Here is a 26,324-nt window from a genome sequence, read left to right on the forward strand (position 1 = left end):
CTCACGCGAACTTCGGTTGTGCTGCCTGAGCCAGCAGCCGCGCCCGCTCGCTATTGGGCCACAGCAGCAGCAGGCCGAGCAATCCCGACGACACCATAATGACCGCGTTGATGGTGAAACCGGTCAAATAACCTTCGAGCGGCGTTGCCGCGTGCTTGATCACGCTGCCCATCACCAGGGGCGCGATGATGCCCGCCAGCGTATAGATCGCGCCGTAGATCGCGATCACGGCGCCGCGCTGCTGCACCGGCGTGAACTCGCCGAGCATCGGCGGACAGACGACATAGATCGCGCCGCTCAACCCGGTACCGACCACGAGCAGCGCGACCATCGTTCCTCCCGGCGTGGAATAGGGCATCGTCGCGAGAATCAGGCCGCCGATGATCAGCGGCACCGAGCCGAGCACACCGCGCGCCCCGCGGGTGGTGAAGCCGCGCGTCAGCATCACCTGCGAGACCCAGCCGGTGAGCAGCACAATCACGGCGCCGAACACCCAGGGCAGCACCGAAACCCAACCTGCATCCTGTTGCGAGAAGCCGAGCCCCTGCACGATGAAGGGCGTGAACCAGGTGAGACCGAGCGACAGCGCCCAGTACGCCCCGAAGGTCGCGGCACAGCAGCCGATGAAGGTGCGCGAGGTCAGGAGCTGGAAATAGGGAACGCGCGGATCGGCGGCGGCCATCGCGACCGTCTGCACCAACGGGCCCTCCTTGCCCATGATCAGCCACGCCACCACCCACATCAGGCCGACCACGCCGAGCGCGCCGAACGCATAGTGCCAGCTGTGATTGACGATGATCCAGTTCAGCGCAGGCACCGCGAGGATCACGCCGAAAGCCGAGCCCTGCGACAGGATCGCGGTCGGCAGCGTGCGCTTCTCGTCCGGAAACCATTTGTAGACCGCATGCACCGCCACCGCGAACGCCGGGCCCTCGCCGGCGCCGAGAATGATGCGGCAGATCAGCAGCGTCGTGAAGCTGACGGTACCGACCATCGGGAACTGTGCCACCGACCAGATCACCGCCATCGCCAGCAGCACCCAGCGGGTCTGCACCCTATTGACGATGAAGCCGACGACAATCGCCGAGATCGAAAACAGCAGGAAGAACGAGGAGCCGAGCGTGCCGAACTGCTCCGCGTCGAGCTTCATCTCCTCCATGATTGGGACGCCGGCCAGACCGACCACGATCTTGTCGGCAAAATTGACCAGCATGAACAGAAACAGCAGGAATGTGATTGTCCAGGCGCCTTTGGGCGTCACATGTTCGGTCATGGCTGCTACCCCAAGTTTATCGCTGCCGATTCTCTGACTTCGGCATGCGATGCTAGCCATGGCCTCCCCGGCAAGGCAACTGCGCATTTTGACCGGGAAACAGGCCCCGCGACACCGCGCGGCCCGGTGCGCGCCGTTACAACCGGATCACGATCCCGTCGTCCCTGATATTGAGGCCGTGATCTGATATCGCGCTCCTGTTATGTTGCCGGGGTCACCACGTCAGGGATTTTTCATGGTCGAATCAATCCATCGCCGCGTCGATATTTTGGCCGCTCCGGCTTTCCCCACGCGCCGGAAGCCGCTGTGATCAGCGCATGATCAACGGCGAATCAATCGTGCTCACCGTGAACGGCCTGACCAAGAGCTACCGCGCCGCCGGCGAGGAGGTCGCGGTGCTGCGCGGCGTCAACCTGTCCGTCGCGGCCGGCGAGAGTGTCGCGCTGACCGGTGAATCCGGCAGCGGCAAGAGCACGCTGCTGCACCTGATCGCCGGCCTCGATGCCGCCGATGGCGGCGCGATCAGGCTCGACAACGCGCTGGTCTCCGAGCTCACGGATGCCGGCCGCGCCGAACTGCGCCGCGATCGCCTCGGTCTCGTGTTCCAGCAATTCAACCTGATCCCGAGTCTGACCGTCGAAGACAATCTGGCGTTCCAGTCGCGCATCGCCGGACGCCACGATGATGCCTGGCATCACGAGTTGGTGGAGCGGCTGGGTCTTAAGAATTTCCTCAAGCGCTATCCCGAGCAATTGTCCGGCGGTCAGCAGCAGCGCGTCGCGATCGGCCGCGCGCTAGCAACCAGGCCGCTGCTGCTGCTCGCGGACGAGCCGACCGGCAATCTCGATGAAGCCACCGCCGACGAAGTGCTGGCGCTGGCCCGCGACCTCGTGGCGCGCAGCGGCTGCGGCTTCCTGATGGTGACGCACAGCGCCCGCCTCGCCGCCACGCTGGACCGCCAGGTCAACCTGCACGCCGGGGTGATCGCGTGAAACGCGCGCTCTGGACGCTCGCCATACTGCTGAGCCATTGGCGGCGCCATCCGATGCAGCTCGCGACCTTGTTGATCGGGCTGATCTCGGCGACCGCGCTATGGAGCGGCGTGCAGGCGCTCAATCAGCAGGCGCGAACCTCCTATGACCGCGCCGCCGCTACATTCGGCGGCACGCGCACGGCCATGCTGGTCGGCCGCGACAGTCCGACGTTCCCGCAACAGCTGTTCGTCGACCTGCGGCGCGCCGGCTGGCCGGTATCGCCCGCACTCGAAGGCCGCATCCAGATCGGCGGACGCTCGTTCCGCCTGCTCGGCATCGAACCCGTGACGTTGCCGCGCGAGGTCGGCAGTGCGCCCGGGGTCGAAACCGCCAATCTGCAAGCCTTCATGACGCCGCCCGGGCAAGTGCTGGTGGCACCGGAAACGCTTGCAGATCTCAAGCTCGCCGAGGGCGCCACGCCTGTCACCAACGGCGGGGTAGCGCTGCCGCCGCTGCGCGTCCAGCCGCAGCTGGTGTCCGGCGTACTGGTCGTCGACATCGGCATCGCGCAGACTCTTTTGAAAACGCCGGATCAATTGTCCCGCCTGCTGATCGGCAAGGCCAAAGGCAAACACCCCTCGCTGGAAAGCGTCGTCGGCGACAAATTGCTTCTGGTTGCGCCGGATGCTGAAAGCGATCTCGAACGGCTCACCGACAGTTTTCATCTCAACCTCACCGCATTCGGACTGCTGTCATTCTTCGTCGGCCTGTTCATCGTCAATTCCGCCATCGGCCTTGCCTTCGAGCAGCGCCTGCCCACCTTGCGCACGCTGCGCGCCTGCGGCGTGTCGGCGCGGATGTTGAACAGCGTGATGGTGATCGAGCTGGTGTCGCTGGCGCTCTTCGCTGGCCTGATCGGGCTCGTCTGCGGCTATCTGATTGCGGCGACATTGCTGCCCGACGTCGCCGCGTCCCTGCGCGGACTATACGGCGCGCAGATTCCGGGACAGTTGACGCTGAAGGGCGAATGGTGGCTCGCGGGCATCGCCATCAGCATTCTGGGCGCGCTCGCCGCCGCGGCGACCAGCCTGACCAAGGCGCTTCGCCTGCCGCTGCTCGCCACCGCGCAGCCTTATGCGTGGCAACAGGCGCAGCGCCGCTGGCTGATGTTCCAGAGCGCGGTGGCGCTTGCCGTGTTCGCCGCTGCCGGCGCGTTTTTGCTGTTCGGCGATTCCCTGGTGTCGGGTTTTGCCGTGCTCGCGGCCCTGCTGCTCGGCGCGGCGCTGATCCTGCCGATGCTGCTGGAAGTCGTGCTCGCGTTCGGCCAGCGGCATGCGCGTGGGCCGCTGAGCACCTGGTTCTGGGCCGACAGCCGCCAGCAGCTCTCGGGATTGTCGCTGGCGCTGATGGCGCTGCTGCTCGCGCTCGCGGTCAATGTCGGCGTCGGCACCATGGTCGGCAGTTTCAATCGCACCTTCCTGGTCTGGCTCGACGGAAGGCTGGCGGCGGATGTCTATATCAGCGCGTCCAGCAATGCCCAGGCGAGCGAGATCAGGAATTGGCTGCGCGAACGGCCCGAGATCGAAGCGATCCTGCCCGGCGGCCGCGCCGACACGCAGTTGGCAGGCGCGCCGCTCGAGGTGCTGGGCCTGCCCGATCACACCACCTATCGCGACAGCTGGCCGCTGCTGGAGCAGGCACCGAATGCCTGGACCAGACTTCGTCCCGGCACCACCTGCCTCGTCAGCGAACAATTGGCGCGACGCCTGAAGCTTTCGATCGGCGATCGCATCGACATTCCGGCGTCCGGCGGCAACTGGACGCTCGAGATCGTCGGCATCTACGCCGACTACGGCAATCCCAAGAGCCAGATCGCGGTCAACTATGCCGCGCTGACGCGGCGTTTTCCGGAAACCCCGCTGACACGGATGGGCCTGCGCGTCGAATCCGGGAAGATCCCGACGTTGATCACGGCTTTGCAGGAACAATTCGGGCTCGATGATCGCAACGTCGCCGATCAGGCGACGATGAAGGCGGAATCGAAACGCATCTTCAACCGCACCTTCTCAGTGACCGCGGCGCTCAACGCCTTCACGCTCGGCGTCGCCGGCATCGCGCTCCTCACCAGCCTGCTGACGCTGATCAATTCGCGCCTGCCGCAACTGGCGCCGCTATGGGCGATCGGCATTACCAGGCGCAGGCTGGCTGCGATCGAGCTTCTCAAGACGATGTCGGTCGCGTTGATCACCGCGCTGTTCGCGCTGCCGCTGGGCCTCCTGGTGGCATGGTGCCTGCTCGCGATCGTGAACGTAAAGGCCTTTGGCTGGCGTCTGCCGTTCCACGTCTTCCCGGCGCAACTGCTGTGGCTGGTCGGCGTCGCGATGGCGGCGGCGTTTTGTGCGGCAGCGCTTCCGGTCATGCGGCTGGCGCGGATGCAGCCGGCCAGCCTGATCAGGATCTTTGCCAATGAGCGGTAGCGGATTCTTAGCAGCGGGCGGTAGCGGCCTGATCTCCCGCCGCAGTTTTACGAGCGGCATCCTTCTCGCCTCGCTCAGTGGCAAGGCGTTGGCGCAGGGCTTTGCCGGACTTGGTGAGAGCGCCAGCGGCTATGCCGCCGTCATGCCCGGCAGGACATTTTCATTTCCGGCCGATCACGGCCCGCATCCGGAATTCCGCATCGAGTGGTGGTACGTGACCGCCAATCTCGCCGATGCCAACGGGGTCCCTTATGGCGCGCAGTGGACGTTGTTCCGGCAGGCGACAAAGCCGGGCGCGCAACAGGAAGGCTGGGCCAATCAGCAGCTCTGGATGGGCCATGCCGCGGTGACGCGCGCCGACACCCATCGCACCAGCGAGACCTTTGCGCGCGGCGGCGTCGGTCAGGCCGGCGCCGACGCCGATCCATTTCTCGCCTGGATCGATTCCTGGGAAATGCGCGGGCTTGATTCCATGAGCGCAACCAACATGGCGCCGCTCGAACTCAAGGCCTCAGGCGCCGATTTCAACTATGCGCTGCGTCTCGATGCCGACCGGCCGCTGGTGCTGCAGGGCGCGGCCGGCTACAGCCGCAAATCGCTGCGCGAGCAGGCCTCCTATTACTACAGCCAGCCGCATTATCAGGCGAAAGGCAGCATCACCATCGACGACAAAACCGTCGATGTCACCGGACAGGCCTGGCTGGACCGCGAATGGAGCAGCCAGCCGCTGGCCTCCGACCAGAGCGGCTGGGACTGGCTGTCACTGCATTTCAAGAGCGGCGAAAAGCTGATGCTGTACCGGATGCGCCAGACCGACGGCCAGCACTACGGCTCGGGCAAATGGGTCGCCCGCGACGGCAACACTGAGCTGCTCGCTTCAGCAGACATCAGCTTCACGCCGCAGGCTTACACGGAGATCGCCAACCGCAAGATCCCGACCTCATGGCGCATCGCGATTCCCAAACTCGTCGTCACGATCGACTGCACGCCGCTCAACCCGAAGAGCTGGATGGGAACGAATTTTCCCTATTGGGAAGGCCCGATCAGTTTTGGTGGCAGCCACACCGGATTAGGCTATCTCGAGATGACGGGGTACTAAGAGCGCTTCTGATTCATTCGTCATGGCCGGGCTTGTCCCGGCCATCCACGTCTTGCTTCCTTGACTGTAGACAAGACGTGGATGCCCGGCACAAGGCCGGGCATGACGAAAGGAAAGAGTCAAAGGGAATCCCTCCAATGTATCACTTCACCGCTCTCGTCACCTGCCTTGCCATCCTGTTCTACTTCTTCACCTCGATTCAGGTCTCGAAAGCGCGCAGCACGTTCGGCGTCAAGGTACCGGCGACGTCAGGCCATCCGGATTTCGAGCGTGTCTTTCGCGTCCAGATGAACACGCTGGAATGGATGCCGATCTTCCTGCCGTCGCTGTGGCTGTTCGCGGTCTATATCAGCGACCCGGTTGCGGCAGGGCTCGGCCTGGTCTGGATCGCCGGCCGCCTCCTCTACATGCTCGGCTATTCGCAGGCCGCCGCCAAGCGCGGCCGCGGCTTTGGCATCCAGGCGTCGGCTGCGATCGTGCTCTGGGTGGGGGCGTCGGGCGCGATCGTGTGGCGAATCGTGCATCCGTAACGCGTCGGCCACTCTCTCCCCACGTCGTCCCGGCGAACGCCGGGACACCGTGCAGTGGCGTTAAGGCAAGCTGGCAGACACCTTCTGCAAACAACAGCGGCCGGTGGCTATGGGTCCCGGCTCAAGGCCGGGACGACGGTGTTGAAAGATCGTGCCCTCACTTCGTCAACGGACAACCCGAATCCTTCGCCGACGGAAACGCCTTGTCGCCGGGCACCACCGCGAGCTGCTTGTAATAATCCCACGGCTTCTTCGACTCCGACGGCTTCTTGACCTCGAACAGATAGAGGTCGTGCACCATGCGGCCGTTTTCGAGCACCTTGCCCTGCGCGAAGAGATCGTCGACCGGAAGCTCCTTCAGCTTCCTGGCGACCGCTTCGGTGTCCTTGGTGCCGGCCGCCTTGACCGCCTTGAGATATTGCAGCGTCGCGGAGTAAGTGCCGGCCTGGATCATGTTCGGCATCCGGCCGGTGCGCTTGAAGAAGCGGCCCGCGAGGTCGCGGCTCCTGTCGTCGCGATCCCAGTAATAGCCTTCGGTCAGCACCAGGCCTTGCGCCGCTTCCAGTCCGAGGCCGTGGACTTCGGCGAGCGTCAGCAGCAGGCCGGCGAGCTTCTGGCCGCTCCTGACGATGCCGAATTCGGCGGCCTGCTTGATCGAGTTGGTGGTGTCGAGGCCGGCATTGGCGAGCCCGATGATCTTCGCCTTCGAGCTCTGCGCCTGCAGCAGGAACGACGAGAAATCCGACGAGTTCAGGGGAATGCGGACGGCGCCCAGCACCTTGCCGCCCTTTTCCTTGACGAGGTCGCCGGTGTCTTTTTCCAGCGCATGGCCGAAGGCGTAGTCGGCGGTCAGGAAGAACCAGCTGTCGCCGCCGGCCTGCACCAGTGCCCCACCGGTGCCGACCGCCAGCGCGTGGGTGTCGTAGGCCCAGTGGAATCCGTAGGGTTGGCAGGCATCGCCGGTGAGGCGCGAGGTGGCCGCACCGACGACGATGTCGATCTTCTTCATCTGCTTCGACAAATCATGGATCGCGAGCGCGACCGAGGAGGTCGTCAGCTCCGTGATCATGTCGACGTTCTCGACCTCATACCAGCGCCGCGCGATCGCAGTGCCGAGATCGGGCTTGTTCTGGTGGTCGGCGGAGACGATCTCGATCTTGTGGCCGAGCACCTCGCCGCCAAAATCCTCGATCGCCATCTTGGCGGCCTCGAACGACCACTTGCCACCGTAATCGGCATAGACTCCGGACTGATCGTTCAGAATGCCGATCTTGACGCCCTGCGCCGAGGCCGATCCGGCGAGCAAAAGACCGCTCAATGCTACGGCCGCCAACAAACCCGATTTCATATCCGTCTCCCGGCAGTTTCCGTTCAGGATAAATTCCGCCCGACAATATTTTATAACCCTGCCGCTGCCCATCTATTTCAGATCGGCCGATGGTATGGGGAGATCCGTCACCCCCGCGCAACGGCATCGCCGTTGTCGCTGGAGGTGCGCTCGGCGGCGCAATTGCGCCGCTGGCTTGCTTGCCTCGAAAGGCGACGGCCCGTCTGTGGCCGATTCATCCTTCGAGACGCGCAAGAGCGCGCTCCTCCAGCGACAACGGCAAAGCCGTTACGCGGGGATGACGGGGATGGAGTCCGCGACTCAAGCCGCGACGGAATCCTTCGGCTTCTTCGGATCGGCCAGCCCACGGACGATCATGTAGAAGATCGGCGTGAAGATCAGGCCGAACAGCGTGACGCCGATCATGCCGAAGAACACCGCAACTCCGACCGCCTGGCGCATTTCCGATCCCGAGCCGGACGAAATCACCAGCGGCAGCACGCCGAGAATGAAGGCGAACGACGTCATCAGGATCGGCCGCAACCGCAACCGGCAGGCTTCGATCACCGCCTCCAGCCGCGGCTTGCCTTCAAGCTCGATGTCGCGCGCGAACTCGACGATCAGGATCGCGTTCTTTGCCGCCAGTCCGACCAGCACCACGAAGCCGATCTGGGTCAGGATGTTGACGTCCTGCCCCATGATCCGCACGCCGATGGTGGCGGCGAGCAGGCACATCGGCACGATCAGGATTACCGCGAACGGCAGGCTCCAGCTGCCATATTGCGCCGCCAGCACCAGGAAGACGAACAGCACGCAGATCGGGAACACGTAGAGACCTGCATTGCCTCCCGTGACCTGCTGGTACGAAAGGTCGGTCCATTCGAAGGAGAACCCGCTCGGAAGCGTGTCCTCCGCGAGTTTCTTCATGGTGTTGATCGCGGTCGTCGAACTCGTGCCCGGCGTCCCTTCGCCCTGCAGTTCCGCGGCCGGATAGAGATTGTAGCGCGCCACCCGGTCGGGGCCGGATACGTCGCGGAAATCCACCACGCTGCCGAGCATCACCATGTCGCCTGCGGCGTTGCGGGTGCGCAACCGCGCCAGATCCGACGCTTCCTTGCGGAACGGCAGATCGGCCTGGGCCGTGACGTGATAGGTGCGGCCGAACAGGTTGAAGTCGTTGACGTAGGTCGAGCCGAAATAGGTCTGGATCGTTTCATTGACGCCGGAGATCGGCACACCGAGCTTCTGCGCCTTGACCCGATCAATGTCGACGAAGAGCTGCGGCGTGTTGGCGGTGAAGGGCGAAAACACCTGCGTCAGCTCGGGCGCCTTGCGCGCCGCGGCGACAAGCTCGTCGTTGGCGGCTGCCAGGAGTTCGGGGCCGCGGCCCTGGCGATCCTGGACCCGCATGGTGAAACCGCCACCCGTTCCGATGCCCGGCACGGGCGGCGGCGGAATGACAATGATGAAAGCCCCCTGGATCGCGGCCAGGCGCTTTCGCAGATCCGCGGTGATCGCCTGCGAGGTCAGGCCCTTCTTCAGGCGCACTTCCGGTTCTTCGAACACCGGGAAGAGGGCCGCAGCATTGCCCGACTGGGTCCGGGTCGCGCCCGAGAAGCCGGCGAACGCCGCGACGCGAATGATGCCCGGGGTGTCCAGCGCCGTTTTCTCGATCTGGCGGACGATATCGGTGGTGCGCGCCAGCGATGCGGCTCCCGGTAACTGCGCCGATATGATGACGTAGCCGCGGTCCTGGGCGGGAATGAAGCCTTGCGGCGTGATCGCAAGCAGCCATCCGGCGGTGCCGATCAACGCCACATACAAGAGCAGCATGACCGTCGAATGCCGGATCACGAAGTTGGCCGCATTGGCATAAGCGTGGGACAGCCGGTCGAAAGTCCGGTTGAAGACGCCCGCAAATGCGTCCCAGCCGCGCCCAATGAAATTCCAGCTGGCCGGCGGCTTCTTTTCCGCGTGCGGCACCAGGATCATCGAGGCCAGCGCGGGCGACAGGGTCAGCGAGCAGAAACAGGAGATCGCGGTCGCCACCGCGATGGTGACGGCGAATTGCTGGAAGAACTGCCCGGAAATGCCGCCGAGAAACGCGGTCGGCACGAACACCGCGCACAGCACCAGCGCAATCGAGACCAGCGCGCTGCCGACCTCATCCATGGTCTTGAGCGCCGCATCGCGCCGGCTCATGCCGTGCTCGAGGTGCCGCTCGACATTTTCCACCACCACGATCGCATCGTCGACCACGATGCCGACCGCGAGCACGAGCCCGAACAGCGTGAGATTGTTGATCGAGAATCCCAGCGCCGCCATCACAGCAAAAGTGCCGACCAGCGACACCGGAATGGCGATGATCGGAATGATCGCGGGGCGCCAGCCCTGCAAGAACACCAGCACGACGATGACGACGAGCAGCATGGCCTCGTAGATCGTCTTGATCAGTTCGTGGACCGACTGCGCGATGAATTCGGTGGGGTTGTAACCGATATTGTAGTCGAGGCCCTTTGGGAAACGGGTCTTCAGCTTCTCCATGGCATCGGTTATATTTTTCGCGGTCGCCAGCGCGTTCGAGCCGGGCCGCTGCGTCACCAGCAGCGCCACCGCCGATTTCCGCAGCAGGAAACTGTTGGTCGAATAGGACAGCGCACCGAGCTCGACCCGCGCCACGTCGCGCAGCCGCACCGTGCGGCCGTCGGCGCCGGCCCTGACCACGATGTCCTCGAATTGCCTCTGATCCTTCAGCCGTCCGGTGAAGGTGAGATTGGGCTGGAATGCGCGGTCGGCAATCGGCGGCTCGCCGATCTGCCCGCCCGTAATCTGCAGGTTTTGCGCGCGGATCGCAGCTATCACCTCGGCCGAGGTCAGGCCGAGCGTCGCGATGCGGTCCGGGTCGAGCCACAGCCGCATGGAGTAGTCGCGGGCGCCGAACATCTGGATGTCACCGATGCCGTCGAGGCGAAGCAGCTCGTCGCGCACCTGCAGCAGCGCATAGTTGGAGATGTAGAGCTGGTCAAAACTGTCGTCCGGCGACAGCATGAACACGACCATCAGGATGTCGGGGCTGTTCTTGCGGGTGACGACGCCGTTGCGCTGCACCTCTTCCGGCAATCGCGGCTGCGCGATGGCGACGCGGTTCTGCACCAGCACCTGCGCCTTGTCGAGATCGGTTCCGAGCTTGAAGGTGACCGTGATGGTGAGATTGCCGTTCGAGGTCGCCTGGCTGTAGAGATACAGCATATCCTCGACGCCGTTGATCTCCTGCTCGATCGGAGCTGCAACGGTGTCGGAGACGGTCTGCGCGGTAGCGCCGGGATACTGCGTGGTGACGACGACGGTCGGCGGCACCACTTGCGGATATTCCGAGACCGGCAGCGTGGTATAGGCAATCGCGCCGACGATCAGCAGCACGATCGACAGCACCATCGCCAGGATGGGCTGGTTGATGGAGAGCCGGCCGAGATTCATGACTTGCCACCGGCTGGCGCGGTCTGCGGCGTCACCTTCGCGCCGACCCGGGCGCGCTGGATACCGTCGACGATGACGCGATCTTCCGCCTTCAACCCCTCGCGAACCACGCGCAAGCCTTCGTCAAGCGGTCCGAGCTGCACAGGCCTTGCTTCGACGGTGTTGTCATCCTTGACGACAAAGACGATCTTGCGCGACTGGTCGGTGGCGATGGCCGTGTCCGGCAGCAGCAATGCCTCGTAGGGCGAGGAGCCGATCAGCCGCACGCGGCCGAATTGCCCCGGCAGAATCGAGAAGTCCTTGTTGGGAATGATGGCGCGGCTGCGCAGCGTGCCGGTCGAGACATCGAGACGGTTGTCGAGAAAATCCATCTTGCCTTCTTTCGACGGCTTGCTCTCGCCGGTCAGCGCGACTTCCACCGGGTTCGGCGTGTCGCGCGAACTCGGCCGCTTGCCCTCGAACCACAGCCTGTTGTTCTTGAGATAGGTCGCCTCGTCGACGTCGAAATAGATGTAGATCGGATCGAGCGTGACGATCGAAGTGAGCAGCGTGGCACTGCCTTCGCTGCCCTGCACGAGATTGCCGGGGCTGACGAGGTGGCGGCTGACCCGGCCGGTCATCGGGGCCAGCACGTGGGTGAATTCGATATTGAGTTTAGCCGCCTTCAGCGCGCCATCGGCCTGCATCTCCGCGGCATGCGCGGCCTGCAAGGCTTGGCGGCGCTGGTCGACGACTTGTTCGGAGACTGCACTGGTCTGGACCAGGCTCAGGGCCCGATCGAGCTCGCGCTTGGCAAGCTCCACTTTGGCGCGCGAATCCGCGAGCTGGCCCTCGGCCTGCGCGGCGACGGCTTCGAAGGGGCGGGAATCGATCGTGTAAAGCAGATCGCCGGCGCGCACGATGGCGCCATCGCGGAATTCGACGGTGTTGACGAAGCCGCCGACCCGGGCGCGCACCTGCACCTCTTCCAGCGCCTCGAATCGCCCGGTGAATTCATCCCAATCGGTGACGGTCCGTTTCACTGGCTGCGCGACCGTGACGGATGGTGGCGCCGCGGCCGCCGGTTGCGGCGGCTTGTCGCCGCAGCCCGACAGCGCCAGCGCGGACCCCAGGATCAGCGGCGAGAGACTGCGGAATGAAGGATGCAAGAAACGATGTAATATTTGACGGCCTTCCGGTTGGCCCGGACGATTCCGTTGTTCAACCGCGCCCAATTCCATCTGCTCCATCTCCCCTGCACTTCCAGACATCTCGATCGATGGAGGCGACTGCCGCTCCGGCGGAGGTCACAGATGTGACTGCTTTCCAGTCTGTTCAAGAAGGCGATCGGATCAAGCACAATCGTAATGCATGACGGACGATCACGCCTTGCGCCCGTGCGGGTACTGGGCTCCACGCATGGGTTAGAAGCGCTGGCCTTCAGGAAAATCGCCGATGGCGCGACTGCCCAAGATTGAGGCCGCGCCCGGGATAACGAAAACGTGACATCACACAATTGTCGTCTGACGCCGTGCTGACACGGCATCGGCAAAGGTTCCCTTCAGAGAAGATGGCGCGAGAAAAGGTGCCCCGGTTCGACGCCGCGCCCGTGAGGCGGTACGCCTCCCGTCGTAAACCCGGCCCCCCGCCCGGGCCGGGCACGCCCCCCGGTGACCCCGGCACGGTCATCCTTGGCCCCGGGCCCCCCGCCGCCGGCGACCGCGACAAAACGGCCGACGGCTGCGCCCGGCGCAGCACCCTGGCCCAGTCCCGCTCATAGCCGCCGCTCGCCTCCATGACTGCCTTGCTCACCTTGTGCTTGTGAAGCCAGGCAATGATCTTGCGGTGACCTTGTGCGGTGTTTGGAAAGGCGTGCCGCTGCGATAGCGTTCGAATGCACGCATCCACCTTGTCTTTAGCCACATCGATGCCGACGACAATCTGATCATTCTGTGCCATCATCCATTCCCTTCCTTGCGCGGTACGGGCTCGAAGCCCTTGCAACTGTTCGGGTTGAGGAAGACACCGGAACTGTCCCTCGCTCTGAGACAGGCTCATCACCTTGGGGGCGTACGGGCTCAGTTCCAGCAACGGGCGGTTGGTCGGCAACCGCCCGTTCGCACATTCTGCCAGACTTTCTGGACACAAGGGGCGTCGGCCGTCGTCACGACGAGGGGCGGGTCGCGGTGGACGCTGATGTTGCGCTTGACGCGCGCGGCTGAAGCGTACGGCGAAAGCGTGTGGTCCTGGCGCCCGTAACGGCGTCAAGCCTTAAGGGAGCTAACGCTTCCGAGGGGCGACGGTGGCAATAGAGGCCGTCTCACCGGGGAGAGCACGTCATAAGCCGTAAAGCCATTGCGCAGGGAATGTCGGATGTTCTCCGCTGCCCTGTATGCTCGTGTGCAGCTTTCTTAGCACAATCGCACACGAGACCGCGGGTGCAGCGCGCATCCGGCATTCCCTGCGCCCTCTGGATTTGGGGGCGAGAAGTTTCCAACAAACCTCGGGCGCATCGCGTCGCGAGAATGCGGACACATATCTTCGTCGTCCCGGCCTTGAGCCGGGACCCATACGCCGCGGCTCCAATTGTTAATAAAGAAAGATAACGACTACCGCGCAAAACAATTACCGCCGGTGGTTATGGGTCCCCGATGCGCAATTGCGCATCTGAGCTCAAGGCCGGGACGACAGCGTTGTTTGAAATTCAAATCCTTTGCAACCGATCAGTCCACCCGCTACACCGGCTCGTAGCTCTCCGTCGCGCAGGTGTCTTCCGCCTCGACGTGGCGGCGATCGAAAATTGCGCCGTTGGAAATCGTGATGCGATAGGTTTGCATGCCGAGCGGCTTGCCGTTCACCGAGGTCAGATCGGCTTTGACGCAGGCGGTCCAGCCCGTTCCGCGCAGCTCGGGGCGCGGCGCCGAGAACTGTACGCCCCTCGGATTGGATGCCGCCAGGAACACCGAATCCAGTTTTTCGCTGAGCAGACGCTTGAGGTCCGGCGGCGCCTCGGGCGGCGGCGGTTCGGGTGCTTTGGCGCGCATGAATTCCGGCACCGGCGAGCGGACGTCGGCAAAGCCGCAGCCTGCCAGCACAAGCGCAACGCCCGCGACCAACGCAATGTGAACAATGACCCGCCCCATCGCCGGCTTTCTACCCCGGGACGGCGAAAATTGCGCCCCCCGGCGGCGATCAAATTGTGCGGCCGAGCGGGCCGCGCCGATCAACATTTGCTGAACGGCTCATCCGGACAGGCTATCATGCCCCCGATCCCGGGATTGCCATCATCCTGGCGGAACGTCGCCGAGATGGCGAAGAAAGCAAGGGCGATGAAGACCATTACGATTGCGGCATTCATTCTGGCGTTGCTTGCGGTGCCGGCGCACGCCCAGGGCCGGCGACAGCAAGGGGGTGGCGAGGAAACGAGGGCGAAGCAGGACACCAAGCCGAAGGTGGACGAGAAAGCCTACAAGGCTGCGCTCGAGCGAATTCCCGAACCGAAGGAAAAATACGATCCCTGGGGCGTCGCGCGTCCGGCGGAACCCGCCAAGAAAACCAGATAATCCAAGAATTCCGAGTAAACCAAATTGATTACATCAAATCGCGCGGGCTTTATGCCTGCGACATATTCGTCGTTGAACTGAGTCTGTGTCCCACCTCACACTGCCTGCCTTGCTTGAACCTTTACCACCAGGACCTCGACCAATTTGCAGCCTGCATTGCCGGAGGTGGCCCCATGTTTCGTCACGCGCTTTTCCATTTGGTAGTTCCGGCGGCGCTGCTGCTGGGCGCGCATTCTGCCTCCGCCGAAAGCCGCCTCGCGCTGGTGATCGGCCAATCGGCCTATAAATCCGTTCCGGCGCTGCCCAATCCGATCAACGATGCCAAGGCGGTCAGCAAGATGCTGATCGATTCCGGCTTCGAGGTTTCGACCGTTTCCGATCTGTCGCAAAGCCAGATTCGCGATCAGCTCTCGGAGTTCGCCGGCAAGGTCGCGTCCAAGGGCGGCGATTCGATCGCGCTGGTGTATTACGCCGGACATGGCGTGCAGATCGACGGCGAGAATTTTCTGGTGCCGGTCGACATCGATCCGAAGCGCGAATCCGACATTCCGATCCAGGCGGTGCGGCTGAACGACGTCCTGAACACGCTGACCTCGGCGCCGAGCAAGATGCGTATCCTGCTGCTCGATGCCTGCCGCAACAATCCGTTCCCCGGCATAGCCAAGAGCGCGGGCGGCGGGCTCGCGATCATCGACGCCAAGATCGGCGCGCCGAATACGTTCCTGTCGTTCTCGACCTCGCCCGGTGCGGTGGCCGAGGACGGCACGGGCAGCAACAGTCCGTACACTACCGCGCTGATCGCCGCGGCCAAGGAAACCAACATTCCGATCGAGGAAACCTTCAAGCGCACGCGCGTGTCGGTCAATAAGGCGACCGACGGGCGGCAGACGCCGTGGGACAGTTCCTCGCTGACGGAGGATTTCAGATTTTCGGGCACCCCGGTGGCCGGCCCGAAACTGGCCGCGACCAAGAAAACCGTCGAGGAGTGGACCCGCGAACTGAAGGGCAAGCCGGTCGAGGCCGCGAACGAAATCATCGTTGCCGACGGCACCGATGAATCCTACGAGGCGTTTGCCAATCTGTACGCGCAGACTCCGCTCGGTGCACTGGCCCGCGACTGGCTCAATCGGCACAAGCGCATGGTGGCGTGGAACAATGCGGTCATCGCCAACACCGCGGCGGGCTATCGCGCCTTCCTGACGAGATTCCCGGACAGCGATTTGACGCCGACCGCGCGCACGATGGAAGAACGCCTGCGCAACCGTCCCGAGATCATCCCGGCGGTGGCGGTCGGCGGTGGCGCTACGCCGCAGAACGTCGCGCTGACCTGTCCCTGCACCCCGCCGGCCTCAGCGCCGCAACTGAAGAAGAACAATACGCCGATCAAGCGCGTCGATCCGGATCCGCCCAAGCGCGTCGAGCGCGCGCCGCCAAAGCGGGTGCGCGGGCCCGACTACTATGAGGATGAAGTGGTCTATCGCCGCCCGCCGCCGCGCGAGGTGTATGAGCCCGTGGGGCCGCCGGTCGGCATCGGCATCGGGATTGGCATCGGTGGCGGCGGCTATGGTGGTGGCGGTCATCAGGGCGGCCGGGGTCGATACTGAGGCGGCAATCACGTCATCGATGTTGCAAGAGAGCGCCGCCCGTGCGGCGCTTCTCGTTGCCGGCGACGTGCGAAAACCTAAGCGTGCTCTGTTTGAGAATCTCATGTAGCGCAGCGTAATTGCGAACAATCGATTCAACACACGCGGTGCTTGCGCATGCCTTTGCATTTCGATTACGACATTGACCGGGAAACGTGCTGACGCGGTTTTCCGGCATTGGTGCCGGCTTTCGCCGTCATGCGCCAAGGGAGAGCATCATGAAGACGACTGTTTCGATTCTGTTTGCGGCGGCGCTTACGCTTCCGCTTGGACTTGCATCCGTTCCGGCGCATGCCGTCGTGCTCGATCTGTCGACCATGACCTGCAAGCAGTTCGTCGATGGTGGTGATGACACCATCAAGATGGTGCTGACCTGGATGGACGGCTGGTACAAGGGCGACTCCGACGAAGCGATCATCGACACCGACGTGTTCGTCGAGAACGCCAAGAAGTTCGGCACCTACTGCGGAAAGAATCCGACGATGAGCATCGTCAATGCCGCTGAATCGGTCCTCGGCAAGTAAATCACCTACAGCATCGCGAACGCGCTCGAGACCATCGCCACCGGCTTGTTGTCGGTGGCGCTGGAGAGCGTGACGCGGCCGAAGCTCATGGTGCGCCCGAGGCGAACCACGCGCGCATCGGCCAGCACGTCGGAGGCGGTGACCGCGCGCATGAAATGCGTGGTCTGATCGACCGTCGTCATCGGGCGATAGCCGCGATTGGCGGCGACGTTGGCGATCACCATCGCGGTGTCGGCAAACGCCATCAGCGCCTGGCCGGAGACAACGCCGCCATTGCGGCACAGCCGTTCCGAGAACGGCATGCGCAGGATCGCACCGGGCTGCCAGTCGGCCGATCCAGCCTGCGGCGGGGTGAAGTCGAAACCCTCGATCGACAGATTGAGGTCAAGCACCCACGGTGCAAACACCTCGTCCAGCACCCGCTTTGCTTCCGCGATGCCGAATGCCGCCGTCTGTTGCTCTTGCATGAATGATTGTTCCTCGGACGATATTGCGTTCCGCCCATTGTAAGGGGCATTCGGCCGCAATGACCATGGCACCCCCGCTCGGCATTCCCAAACGTCCGGCCTGCATTGGCTTGAAAATGCCAGACTTGAGGGGCATGATCGCCACTTCGGGGAGTGGGGCGCGTTCATGTTTCGCCGGGTGGTGTTGATTTCGAGCTTGATTGCCGTGGGCCTTGCGCTTAACGGCTGCACCAAATGCGGACCGATCTGGGACGACTGGATGCAATCCCCCAAATCCTGCAGGTCGGACCGGCTTTGATCGCGCGCGCTTGGCGGCGCGGCTGCGGCGGTGATATACGCCCGAAAACGCCGGGGGAGAGTGTCCCAAAGGAGAGCCTGTTATGAGAATTCTGAGCGCGGCCGTGATGATGGTGTTGCTGACGGCGCCCGCTTACGCGCAGATGCCCAACCTGAACCTGATGCCGGAAGTCGTCACCAGGACGCCGGAGGAGAAGGAACAGGATGCGATCAAGGATAAGGCTTACAAGGAATCGCTGAAGAAGATTCCCGACTCCAAGGCGTCTTCCGATCCGTGGGGAACCGTACGCAACAACGACACGCCCAAGGCGGCTGCGCCAGCCAAGCCGAAGACCGGCAGTGCGGCCAATACCCCTCGCTAGCCGAAAGGCCCCATAGCGCAGACTCGGAATTGTTCTCCGCCGGCCCTATATTGAACGTGTCGTCATGTGTTTCGGAGTTGCGACATGGTCATGCGTCCGCGGGATCTGGCCAGCCGGATGGCCTCTCGGCGCAAGCCGGATGACGGCTATCTGCGCGAGACCTTCACGCTGCCGCGCGAGGTAGCGCGGACGAGGGCGCGCGATTTCCTCAGCCGCTATCCCAAGGCGGCCTATTTGAGCGCGGTCGAAAGCTGGCGCGAACTGCCCGGCGGCGACATCGAATTCACGATGCGGCGGCTTCCCAGCGCGGACTAGCAGGGCGAACTAATCAGATGCGCTTTTTCTTCCGCTCGCGGTTGATCCGCAGCTGTACCCGTCGCACCGCGAGCAGATAGAGTTTAGCTTCGGTTTTGCCGGTGATGACCCTGTCGTCAATCCGGAATTGCCATTTCCAGATACCCGGAGCAACCGCAGTCACGGTGTATTCGACGCCCTTGTAGATCATGAAGCAGCCCTGTCCGACCCAAGCCGCATTCAATCCGAGATTGTCACTTTAGATTGTAAATATTATTTGATGCCCGTTGAGGGAATGGGTGGGCGCGGGGCCCCGAATTCGGAGCTCGCTTCGCGATCGGTGTGCCTGAGCTCGCGGTCGATCTTCAGCTGAACGCGGCGCATGGCGAGCAGGAGCAGTCTTGCTTCCGTTCGTCCCGACCTGACGAGGTCACCAATCCGGAATTGCCAGTTCCAGATCCCCGGGGTTTCCGATCGTGTCAGCGTATATTCTATGCCTTTGTGATTCATAGGGAATCTCCCCATGCGCCAACTGAATTAACTGAGTTGGGCGGGTAAAGTTTCCATTTGTCCGATAGCGTCTATTGCGGTCGTCTAAGATAAAGCGCGCCCGTGAAAGGTCGTGATCGCTATGCGAGGGGACAATCCCGCGTTCGGCTGTTGAGGTGGCCAAGCCGCCTTGCCGGCGCTCCCACGAGCCGTGGCTTGTTGCTTGCCGGCAGCGGCCTGCAATGTCCGCAGAGGCAGTCTTTGACCTTCCTGACCTGTCCAAAACGCACCGCGCCGCGCAAGCGGAGTATGGTCGCTTGGCGGCGCAGGCTTATACCCCGAGTGATGCAATGTCCCAGGCAGCAATATGTCTTGGCGGCCCTGCAAAAGGTTCAACGTCTCCTGCTAAAAAAAATCCGGTGCTGAAACGAAGCGATCGCTGCCGCCGTATCTGTCTGACGGCGGGGTGGTCCTCCAGATTATTCCCTGCTGTCGGCGACCCCGACCGTATGGCCCCATGCGGCGGGGTCGTTTTGCTGTGGCGACGCGCGGCGCGGCGGCTTAATCGAACGTGACGCCGATGCGCTTATCCTTGCGCCAGACGATATGGCACGGCCGCTTCAACTGTTCTGATGGCACGAACAATGTGAAGCGGTCCGGGATGAACAGCGGGGTCACGACCTCGAGCGCTGCGCCGGAGGCCGAGAGATTCCGAACGGTGCAATCGATCCCGCCGCCGCCGAACTCGATGGTTCCGGCCTTCAACGTGCGACGCCGCGGTGCGATCCGGGTCTCGTCCATAGCCCCATTATAGCACTGATTCACTAGCAAAGGGATGGTGGGCCGGGGTTCGCGCGGGGGTAAGGCGCGAACACAAGGCGAAAAACTGGCGACCATCCGGTTGGGAACTTTGTTCTTGTCCGGAGAACTACGGGGAAGGCCGCCAATGAAAGGCGGCCTCTTCAAAGCGTCGGTTATGGCAGGGTTGTCGCGATGTTCCTGATGGTGCCGGTATGGAAGCGAATGACCGCCACGACATGGTGGTAAAGATCGCTCAAACGGCCGCCGCCGTTCACCGCGTCCAGTTCGTCGATGGTCAGTTCGCCGACGTTCAGTTCATCGATAGGCTGAGCCGCTGCACGTTTCAAATCTGGCCGGCGACGTTTTGAAATCGCGTCGCGCGAAGGCACCGATCAATTCGCCGATCGTCGCCGCACAAGTTGCGTTGAGCGGATAGGCGGTCCGCTGAGCTTCTCGCAACTGGCCGAAATCGGACATCAGGCATGGCGCCGGCGGCGTCCTCAAACAAAAGAGGCCGCCAAGGCGGCCTCTCAATTCCGTTTGACGGACCGGCACTATCGCATGTGCAGGGTCATCTTCTGCGGCGATACCAGCGGCTGGTGTACGGCGTCCAGCAAGCGGGCGCCCAACGCCTTGAGGTACGCGTCGACGATCCGGTCGAGGATGGCGCCGCCGCTGACCTGTTCGAGTTGTTCAAACGACATTTCGCAGATTTCGTTGTTGAGTTCGGTCATGTCCGTCTCCTGTTTGCGTGGGCAGGACCATTCCCGCCACCCTGGATGACAGGGATAGGCTGTCTCGCGACGGACTGCTGTGATGATCGTCACACGACGGCTCAGATGCAAAATCGCGAAAACAACCCCATGCAAAGGAGAATGGGCGGCCGACGTCGCCGAGTGGATACCGGCCGACATTGAACACCCGAGAAGGCAAAGTCGGCCACTCAAAAGCACAGCGCCGCCAAGCTGAATAATGCTTGGCGGCGTTGCACCAGAGCTGGAAATTGCAATACCCCAGCCTGGAGAATACGTCGGGGACAGGACAAGGTTTCTAAAAAGTGCCGCAGAATTTCGGGAACAAGTGGCAATGGGCGGAGTTGTAAAGGCGCTGCCAGTCCCCAGTTGCCCCGGCAGCATAAGCGGCCCCAGTGCCTCTTCCCCGAGGCTGGGGCCGTTTCTTTGGGCGCGCCAAGACAGCTTCGAGGGGACGGCAGGCGGCAGGGCTTCGATTGCTACAGCGCGCCCTGTTTTGCCTTGCTGGAGAGAGCAACGATCAGGATAGCAATACGCTCGGAACCTTGTTCACGGTCGGAGAACTACGGGCAGAGCCGACTCGGGCGACCTCGTTTACGCGACCGGCGGGTAGCTGGGCTTCGGAAGGCTGATTGCACTCGAATTGATGACGCCCTTCGAAATGACTTTACCCCCTGAGACCGATTCAAGCGCATCGTCGGTCAGCTTCTCCGCATCGGTCAGTTCGCGAATTTCATTGTTCATGGTCCGCGCCCTTGTGCGCCGTTGATCTGGAGTGAGAATGCCGGGCGGCTATCGGGGCGACTGTGACAGTCGTCACGAAAGCGTTCCGGCAAAAGAAAGAGGGCCGCCAACCGCCTTGCTCTTTCTAGGCTAGTTCTGGTGGTTGAAGTCCGGGAGAGGAAAGCCACTCGTTTATGTGAGAGGCCGTCTCAAGCTGCCTGATCTTCCTGAGCAGCACGTCCTTCTGAGGACCAGGCTTGAGCTTGGTTACCTCCGCTTCCAACCGGGCCTTCTCAGCTGCAATTCGATCTTCAAATGTGTGGGGAGCGGATCGGCGACGCTGCATGATACAACCTCGTTGCTCACGGGTCCTAACCGTCGGGTTTGCATGTCCGATCCTATAAAATTCCGATTCCGGGCGTCGGTTCCAAAGTGAACATTCCAAAAAATACCGCTGCGCACTTCAAGCCAGGTCACCATCAGGGGTCGAAACAGGCCGGCTCCGGACTACCCACTTCGGGGGATGAACAGAGCACGGCAACATCGCGGCGCTGGTGAGGGTCAAAAGGGGCCGCCTCAAAATCGAAAGGGATCATTAACTTAGACCGGGACGGAAGGGCGAGGGACCGCTCACCTGGTACTGGCCGAAATAGGCCACTGTTAATTCCAAAGTAGGCCACCGCACAAAGGGCATTTCGGGAACAAGTGGCAACTACTTTGCGTTGGGTCGCATGTCTGGAGTGAGACGACCCGGACATACAACGGCCTCAGCGCGTCCCCCGATAGGCGCTGGGGCCGTTGCTTTTGGAACTTCGCAGCTTCCGAAGAGTCGATTCAGCGCTCCCGGATTCCTGCCCCCTAAAGCCCTACCGGGAGAAAACCCAACCGGGTTGGCGGCTCTGGCGCGGCGGTGCTGGGGCCGTTTCTTTGAGGCCTAGGTGAGACGTGGAATGTCTTTCCGGGCCTGAATGGCAACAATGGCGAGTTGCGTGAAAGACGGCGGCAACAAGCCTTGCTTTTCCTTCCCACCGAGATAGCCGGGGAGGCAGTGCGGGATGTAGTACTCCCGCGCCCAACGCCGAAACTCAGGCAGAGACGCGTCCGGGTAGCACCACACATGTTGCGGGTTTGACGCGGACTGCGGAAAGTTCGGTGGATATTCGTGATCGTACTTGATCCGGGAGCCGTACTGACCGTCAAAATTTCCATCGGTCCAATGCTTCCCCCATTGAATTCCGACACTGCCGTCAGGGATGAATGACGGGCCAACGGGAGCGCCACCACGAATTAGCGTGACGATAAGGTCTGCGATTTCCTTAAAGATGCTGAAATGACCGGCGGGAACGCTATCGTAAACAAGCGAAACGCGATCATGGAAAAGTTGCCATGCAGCTGGGATTTGCTGGGCTGGGTCGTATCCGGTCTGCGTGTAGATGAAGTCCTGCAGGGCGCTGCCTGCAAGGATTCGGAAGTTCTTTCGCGCCTCCTCTTTAAAGTTCGTCCCGGCTTCGAACGCATAATATTCGAGGATCGCTAGGCTTACCTTGTCAGGGTAAGCATACATCGGCTTCCCCTCGACACTCAGAACGAGGTGCGGGGATTCGACGGTGATGCCGCGACTAGAAAGCAAATCTTTGATTGCCCGAATGCGGGGCTTTTGCTCAACGTCATTCCATTGAGAACTAATGGTGCCGATATGTGCGTTCTCGATGCCGCACAGACGCGCCAAGCCGCGCTGATTAAGGAACGGGGTGCCGTCCTTCAGGACACCCATTCCAATACCCTGGATTTCGGTTTGTTTATCGATCTCCAGAGCCAGTGAACCCTGTTTCTGGTTGATTTGCATTTGGCCCGGTTTTGGGGGCAAGCGGCTGAATTCGTTGGACATTCGTTGATTTCCTTTAAGGGGTCTCAGGAGCCCGCGAATCAGCGCAAGCTGGTTGCAGCAAGATACACCCTGCAACCAGCCCGCTCCGCTTTTGTATTGGTTTATCCTTCCTTTCCACCTTGAATTACCGAGAACTTCCGGCGGCGATCCGGCGGGGTCGCAGTCGGCATAGCAGGGGCAACGGCAAGCGCCGCGTCAACTAGCTGCCCAATGCTCCAAGCGCGGTCCGCCACGCCCAGCGCCTTCGCTGGCGTCGTCCGCAGGGCTTCGTGAGTGCGGCACAGATTGTAGTGAGCAACATACAGCGCGACGGCTGCGACGTGGTTGTCCAACTTCTTGCTAAAGCCGTTCGTCAACCGGGTGAAGCGGCGCGATCCCATGCGCAGCGAAAGATTCTGCCGTTCAACGTAGCTGGTCGAGATGTACTGATCCGGATCGCCCGTTACTACCTCACGGCTTACAGCTACTACAGCGGCGGGCGAGTACCGGCCCTGCGCTTCCTTTACAAGGTGGGTTACGCTGTAAGTCTTGGTGATGACACCGTGCGCCGCGCCGTCGCCGAAAGCGTCGCGGATCGCTACGCGGTAGGGGTGGAAGCCATCGGTTGAAATCTCAGGCTGGCCAATCACGCGGTCGCGCAGATCGTGCAGGAAATCCATGGTGCTTTCCATGTTCCGCTTGCCGACGCCCCAGCTAATGATTGCCTTCTGCGTCCCGGCCATGCCGATGAAAATATACTGATCACCCCTGGCGTTGATCTCATGGCGCAGGACATTCTTTTGCTTCTTGCCGACGAAGCTCCAAGCTTCATCAAGCTCAAGTCGCTCGGTGCGGATGCCGACCATCAAGCGGTCGTGCAATTCCATGCAGCCAAGGCCAACACGCAGGGCCAGGGACCCGACGGTGCCACGGTTGACGCCGGTCAGGCGTGCGGCGGTCCGGATGCCGACGCCTTCACAAAGGGCGGCAATGACTTCAATCTGCTTTTCGCGGGGGAGTACGTTCATGAGGGCGCAATCCTCTGGTTAAGGACGGCCCGTCAGCGACACTAGAAAACACGCCTTCCAGAGCGTATATTCTGATTTGGTTATCGCTTCGGGGCGCAATCCCGGGGTGGTGACTAGGGATCGATAGCGTTCCAGCGCCGTCGGTCCCGCTAATTCGTGTCCTTGGCAGCCCCGCCGGGATTCGGACCCGGACCTCTCCACCTGTAATAGCGAGCGTCCTACCGTTAGACTAAGGGGCAGTTTTGAAGCCGATTGCAGGGCCGTTGCGTTCCTTTTCGAGGGGTAGCGCAGCGGCCCTTCCATTTTCCTCGCCCGTCGATGCTCGGCCAGCGCTTCGAAGGGCTCAAACTGTTGTCATCCCAATCTCCGTTGACAAGCGATAATACGGATTTTCTTGTCACGGTCAACAGTCAAAAAGAGAAACAAGAAAAAAATTGACAATCCGGCCGATCCGTGAGAAAGCTTATACGAACAGACTTGAAACGGTCAGGAGAGACCAATGGCAGACAATGACAACGCCGGTACTGCGGAGGCCGGTAAGGTCGATGACCGCAAGCGTATTCGCTCGGAAATTGAGTTTCCGTATGCCGATTTGGAGAGTGCAGTAGAGATCGCTCAAACCATCCATACAAAGGCCGGCAGCTCTTGTGAGCTTGAGGAACTTGCAGCGTGGATGGGCCAGACGGCCACGGGCGGCACGTTCCGAACGCGGATCGGTGCAGCGCGCATGTTTGGCTTGATCGAGACGGGCCAAGGTCGAGTGACCCTGACTCAGCCCGGTCGTGATGTGCTCGATAACTCGGGTGGCGAGCGTGCTGCCCGCATCGCGGCGTTTCTTAACGTCGAATTGTTCCGCGTGATGTATGATCAATACAAAGGCAATGCGTTGCCGCCGCCGCCTGCAATCGAACGGCAGATGGAGCAGCTTGGTGTCTCGCCAAGGCAAAAGGAGCGAGCGCGCCAGACCTTCATGAAGTCCGCTCAGTATGCGGGATTTATCGACGCATCGTCCGGACGATTTGTGAAGCCGGGGATCGCTGCGCGTGAAGAGCAACAGCATGAGAAGCCGGACGATAGTAAGAAGCGCAATAGCGGCAACGATGGGAATGAGCCGCCGGACCTTCACCCGTTCGTGCAAGGACTTTTGAAGGAACTTCCGAAGGCTGGGACGCAGTGGCCGGAAGCGCAGCGAAAGCTTTGGCTCGACACTGCGGCCAGCATCTTCAAGATGATTTATAAGGACGCACCTGTAGGCACCGAAGGTTTGCCGTGGCCTAGCGAAATGAAGAAATGAAAGAGGCCGCCAACTAAGGCGGGGGCGGCAGCAGATGTCTAACAGGAGGCACTCAAAACAACCCGATCTTATAATCGGGTCTATGCCGGTTCTTGCGATCAATAAGACGCTGGGGACCGAAATAGTGGCCGGGGAGGTGGTGCTCACCAGGGGCGCTCAACGCCACGCCTATCGGCGTCATCCGGATGATTATCCGAAATGCCTGCCTCATTTGGCGGCGGTGATAGCTAACCCTCGCTATATTGGGGATGACCATTCGAATAGCGGGATCGAGATTTGGGGATGGATACCGTCTTTGGGCGAGCTTGTTCTAGTCGCCGTGGAACTAAATAGGGATGCGGACGGCAGGTATCAGATATCTAGCTTCTATATGGTGTCAGAAAAGAAAGCGCAGACCCGCCGCCAAAAAGGGTTCTTGAAAGTTGTTGTTGTATGAATAGAAAAGGGCCCCGACCTAGATCGGAGCCCCTTTAGTGTAGCTTCGGGAAATTAGATTTGCTGGGATGCCCACACCCAGATCTCTTCATCGATTTTACTCGACTACTTTGCCTGATGAACGTTCGATCACCAGGCGTGTGAGGAGGCCGTTCTCACCTCAAAAACTGATCTCCCGTAAGGCAACTCTTGCATAGCGGTTTTGTTTCCGCAAGGCTGGAGTAGCCTATAACCGTGACACTTTGGTTACTTCCGCTCGGGAATTTGTGCCACTTCCCTAGCTTTAGGTTCAATATGGGGTCCAAAATCGGTATTTCCAGCCCGAAACGGGCCTATTTTGGAACCCTGTGAAGTTACCTTGCGAAGTAACCAATGCCCCTGATTTGCCCGACGTGGCAACCCTTTTCTGTTGTGTAAGTCACACAGAAGGTCAGAGGTCGTGCAGGTACCTGCACGGTTACTTCGTGAGGTAACAGGGCAGTTAATAGCGGACTTAACCACCCCCTTCAAATCAGGCCTCTCGCCACCCCAAATGAGGTACCTCCAAAGGGTACATGAACAGACCGCAGTCTTACGGCGTACAGGTCGCGGCAGAAGTGCGCCCCCATTGGGGCGATTGTTCATCTTTATGAACAGCCCGAGTTGTTCA

25 protein-coding genes are annotated in these 26,324 nt (G+C 61.7%); 11 read left to right on the forward strand and 14 right to left on the reverse strand.

The genetic code is table 11. From position 1 onward, the window contains the following. Nucleotide 1 precedes the first annotated feature (1 nt). On the reverse strand, nucleotides 2-1,273 hold the full coding sequence (locus JQ574_RS04475; protein ID WP_212208918.1) for an MFS transporter: 1,272 nt from the start codon (nucleotides 1,271-1,273) through the stop codon (nucleotides 2-4). 317 nt (nucleotides 1,274-1,590) lie between these two features. On the opposite strand from JQ574_RS04475, the gene JQ574_RS04480 reads away from it, so the two are divergent. The 4 genes from JQ574_RS04480 (at nucleotide 1,591) to JQ574_RS04495 (ending at nucleotide 6,353) form a co-directional block, all read left to right on the forward strand. Beyond that, the gene (locus JQ574_RS04480) at nucleotides 1,591-2,265 is read left to right on the forward strand and encodes an ABC transporter ATP-binding protein (protein ID WP_212208919.1); all 675 of its coding nucleotides are present in this window, start codon (nucleotides 1,591-1,593) and stop codon (nucleotides 2,263-2,265) included. Then, entirely contained in the window at nucleotides 2,262-4,724 is a 2,463-nt protein-coding gene (locus JQ574_RS04485; RefSeq protein ID WP_212208920.1) for an ABC transporter permease, read from the forward strand. Before JQ574_RS04480 ends, JQ574_RS04485 begins: the two co-directional genes overlap by 4 nt. Then, entirely contained in the window at nucleotides 4,714-5,823 is a 1,110-nt protein-coding gene (locus tag JQ574_RS04490) for a lipocalin-like domain-containing protein (RefSeq protein WP_212208921.1), read from the forward strand. Before JQ574_RS04485 ends, JQ574_RS04490 begins: the two co-directional genes overlap by 11 nt. A gap of 137 nt (nucleotides 5,824-5,960) precedes the next feature. Next, complete coding sequence (locus JQ574_RS04495) at nucleotides 5,961-6,353, forward strand: MAPEG family protein (protein ID WP_212208922.1); 393 nt, start codon at nucleotides 5,961-5,963, stop codon at nucleotides 6,351-6,353. A 157-nt stretch (nucleotides 6,354-6,510) separates the two neighbouring features. Here the strand turns inward: JQ574_RS04495 and JQ574_RS04500 are convergent, their stop codons facing one another. The 5 genes from JQ574_RS04500 to JQ574_RS04520 all read right to left on the reverse strand — a co-directional run bounded on the left by JQ574_RS04500 (nucleotide 6,511) and on the right by JQ574_RS04520 (nucleotide 14,279). Further along, nucleotides 6,511-7,701, reverse strand: a complete 1,191-nt coding sequence (locus JQ574_RS04500; RefSeq protein ID WP_212208923.1) for an ABC transporter substrate-binding protein — start codon at nucleotides 7,699-7,701, stop codon at nucleotides 6,511-6,513. A gap of 300 nt (nucleotides 7,702-8,001) precedes the next feature. Continuing rightward, a complete protein-coding gene (locus JQ574_RS04505) occupies nucleotides 8,002-11,157 on the reverse strand; it encodes an efflux RND transporter permease subunit (protein ID WP_212208924.1) in 3,156 nt (1,051 codons plus the stop codon). Then, nucleotides 11,154-12,305: an efflux RND transporter periplasmic adaptor subunit gene (locus JQ574_RS04510; RefSeq protein WP_249119086.1), complete on the reverse strand. Its 1,152-nt coding sequence runs from the start codon at nucleotides 12,303-12,305 to the stop codon at nucleotides 11,154-11,156. The genes JQ574_RS04505 and JQ574_RS04510 overlap by 4 nt, the downstream gene beginning before the upstream one ends. A 271-nt stretch (nucleotides 12,306-12,576) precedes the next feature. Then, complete coding sequence (locus JQ574_RS04515) at nucleotides 12,577-13,098, reverse strand: transposase (protein WP_212383321.1); 522 nt, start codon at nucleotides 13,096-13,098, stop codon at nucleotides 12,577-12,579. Nucleotides 13,099-13,871: 773 nt separating this feature from the next. Continuing rightward, nucleotides 13,872-14,279 (reverse strand): hypothetical protein, encoded by a 408-nt coding sequence (locus tag JQ574_RS04520; protein WP_212204467.1) that lies wholly within the window; start codon nucleotides 14,277-14,279, stop codon nucleotides 13,872-13,874. 186 nt (nucleotides 14,280-14,465) lie between these two features. On the opposite strand from JQ574_RS04520, the gene JQ574_RS04525 reads away from it, so the two are divergent. The 3 genes from JQ574_RS04525 (at nucleotide 14,466) to JQ574_RS04535 (ending at nucleotide 16,866) form a co-directional block, all read left to right on the forward strand. Then, nucleotides 14,466-14,699 (forward strand): hypothetical protein, encoded by a 234-nt coding sequence (locus JQ574_RS04525; RefSeq protein WP_212204985.1) that lies wholly within the window; start codon nucleotides 14,466-14,468, stop codon nucleotides 14,697-14,699. A 173-nt stretch (nucleotides 14,700-14,872) separates the two neighbouring features. Continuing rightward, nucleotides 14,873-16,303 carry a caspase family protein gene (locus JQ574_RS04530; protein WP_212204468.1) on the forward strand — a complete coding sequence of 477 codons (1,431 nt, stop codon included), beginning with the start codon at nucleotides 14,873-14,875 and terminating at the stop codon, nucleotides 16,301-16,303. Nucleotides 16,304-16,560: 257 nt separating this feature from the next. Beyond that, the gene (locus tag JQ574_RS04535; RefSeq protein ID WP_192734196.1) at nucleotides 16,561-16,866 is read left to right on the forward strand and encodes an HdeA/HdeB family chaperone; all 306 of its coding nucleotides are present in this window, start codon (nucleotides 16,561-16,563) and stop codon (nucleotides 16,864-16,866) included. 5 nt (nucleotides 16,867-16,871) lie between these two features. Here the strand turns inward: JQ574_RS04535 and JQ574_RS04540 are convergent, their stop codons facing one another. Then, a complete protein-coding gene (locus JQ574_RS04540; protein ID WP_212204470.1) occupies nucleotides 16,872-17,333 on the reverse strand; it encodes a PaaI family thioesterase in 462 nt (153 codons plus the stop codon). 380 nt (nucleotides 17,334-17,713) lie between these two features. Between JQ574_RS04540 and JQ574_RS04545 the strand changes: the two genes are divergently transcribed. Continuing rightward, nucleotides 17,714-17,992, forward strand: a complete 279-nt coding sequence (locus tag JQ574_RS04545; protein ID WP_212204471.1) for a hypothetical protein — start codon at nucleotides 17,714-17,716, stop codon at nucleotides 17,990-17,992. Nucleotides 17,993-18,076: 84 nt separating this feature from the next. Next, on the forward strand, nucleotides 18,077-18,307 hold the full coding sequence (locus JQ574_RS04550) for a hypothetical protein (protein WP_212204472.1): 231 nt from the start codon (nucleotides 18,077-18,079) through the stop codon (nucleotides 18,305-18,307). A 13-nt stretch (nucleotides 18,308-18,320) separates the two neighbouring features. On the opposite strand, the gene JQ574_RS04555 is transcribed toward JQ574_RS04550, so the two are convergent. From JQ574_RS04555 to JQ574_RS04585, 7 genes are all read right to left on the reverse strand, one after another. After that, nucleotides 18,321-18,530 carry a hypothetical protein gene (locus tag JQ574_RS04555; protein WP_212205044.1) on the reverse strand — a complete coding sequence of 70 codons (210 nt, stop codon included), beginning with the start codon at nucleotides 18,528-18,530 and terminating at the stop codon, nucleotides 18,321-18,323. 806 nt (nucleotides 18,531-19,336) lie between these two features. Continuing rightward, nucleotides 19,337-19,576 (reverse strand): PilZ domain-containing protein, encoded by a 240-nt coding sequence (locus JQ574_RS04560; protein ID WP_192734191.1) that lies wholly within the window; start codon nucleotides 19,574-19,576, stop codon nucleotides 19,337-19,339. Between the two features lie 173 nt (nucleotides 19,577-19,749). Further along, nucleotides 19,750-19,965, reverse strand: coding sequence for a hypothetical protein (locus JQ574_RS04565; RefSeq protein WP_212204473.1), 216 nt, complete (start codon nucleotides 19,963-19,965; stop codon nucleotides 19,750-19,752). A 165-nt stretch (nucleotides 19,966-20,130) separates the two neighbouring features. Further along, nucleotides 20,131-20,310, reverse strand: coding sequence for a hypothetical protein (locus tag JQ574_RS04570; protein ID WP_212204474.1), 180 nt, complete (start codon nucleotides 20,308-20,310; stop codon nucleotides 20,131-20,133). 612 nt (nucleotides 20,311-20,922) lie between these two features. Next, complete coding sequence (locus tag JQ574_RS04575; protein WP_212204475.1) at nucleotides 20,923-21,072, reverse strand: hypothetical protein; 150 nt, start codon at nucleotides 21,070-21,072, stop codon at nucleotides 20,923-20,925. 913 nt (nucleotides 21,073-21,985) lie between these two features. Next, on the reverse strand, nucleotides 21,986-22,939 hold the full coding sequence (locus JQ574_RS04580; RefSeq protein ID WP_212383324.1) for a hypothetical protein: 954 nt from the start codon (nucleotides 22,937-22,939) through the stop codon (nucleotides 21,986-21,988). A gap of 101 nt (nucleotides 22,940-23,040) precedes the next feature. Next, on the reverse strand, nucleotides 23,041-23,946 hold the full coding sequence (locus JQ574_RS04585) for a transposase (protein WP_212383327.1): 906 nt from the start codon (nucleotides 23,944-23,946) through the stop codon (nucleotides 23,041-23,043). 499 nt (nucleotides 23,947-24,445) lie between these two features. On the opposite strand from JQ574_RS04585, the gene JQ574_RS04590 reads away from it, so the two are divergent. Beyond that, entirely contained in the window at nucleotides 24,446-25,240 is a 795-nt protein-coding gene (locus JQ574_RS04590) for a hypothetical protein (RefSeq protein WP_212383329.1), read from the forward strand. Nucleotides 25,241-25,322: 82 nt separating this feature from the next. Further along, a complete protein-coding gene (locus JQ574_RS04595; protein ID WP_212383331.1) occupies nucleotides 25,323-25,676 on the forward strand; it encodes a PBECR2 nuclease fold domain-containing protein in 354 nt (117 codons plus the stop codon). Nucleotides 25,677-26,324: the final 648 nt, after the last annotated feature.

It is taken from the genome of Bradyrhizobium sp. AUGA SZCCT0158 (assembly GCF_018130065.1).
Taxonomy (GTDB): Bacteria; Pseudomonadota; Alphaproteobacteria; order Rhizobiales; family Xanthobacteraceae; genus Bradyrhizobium.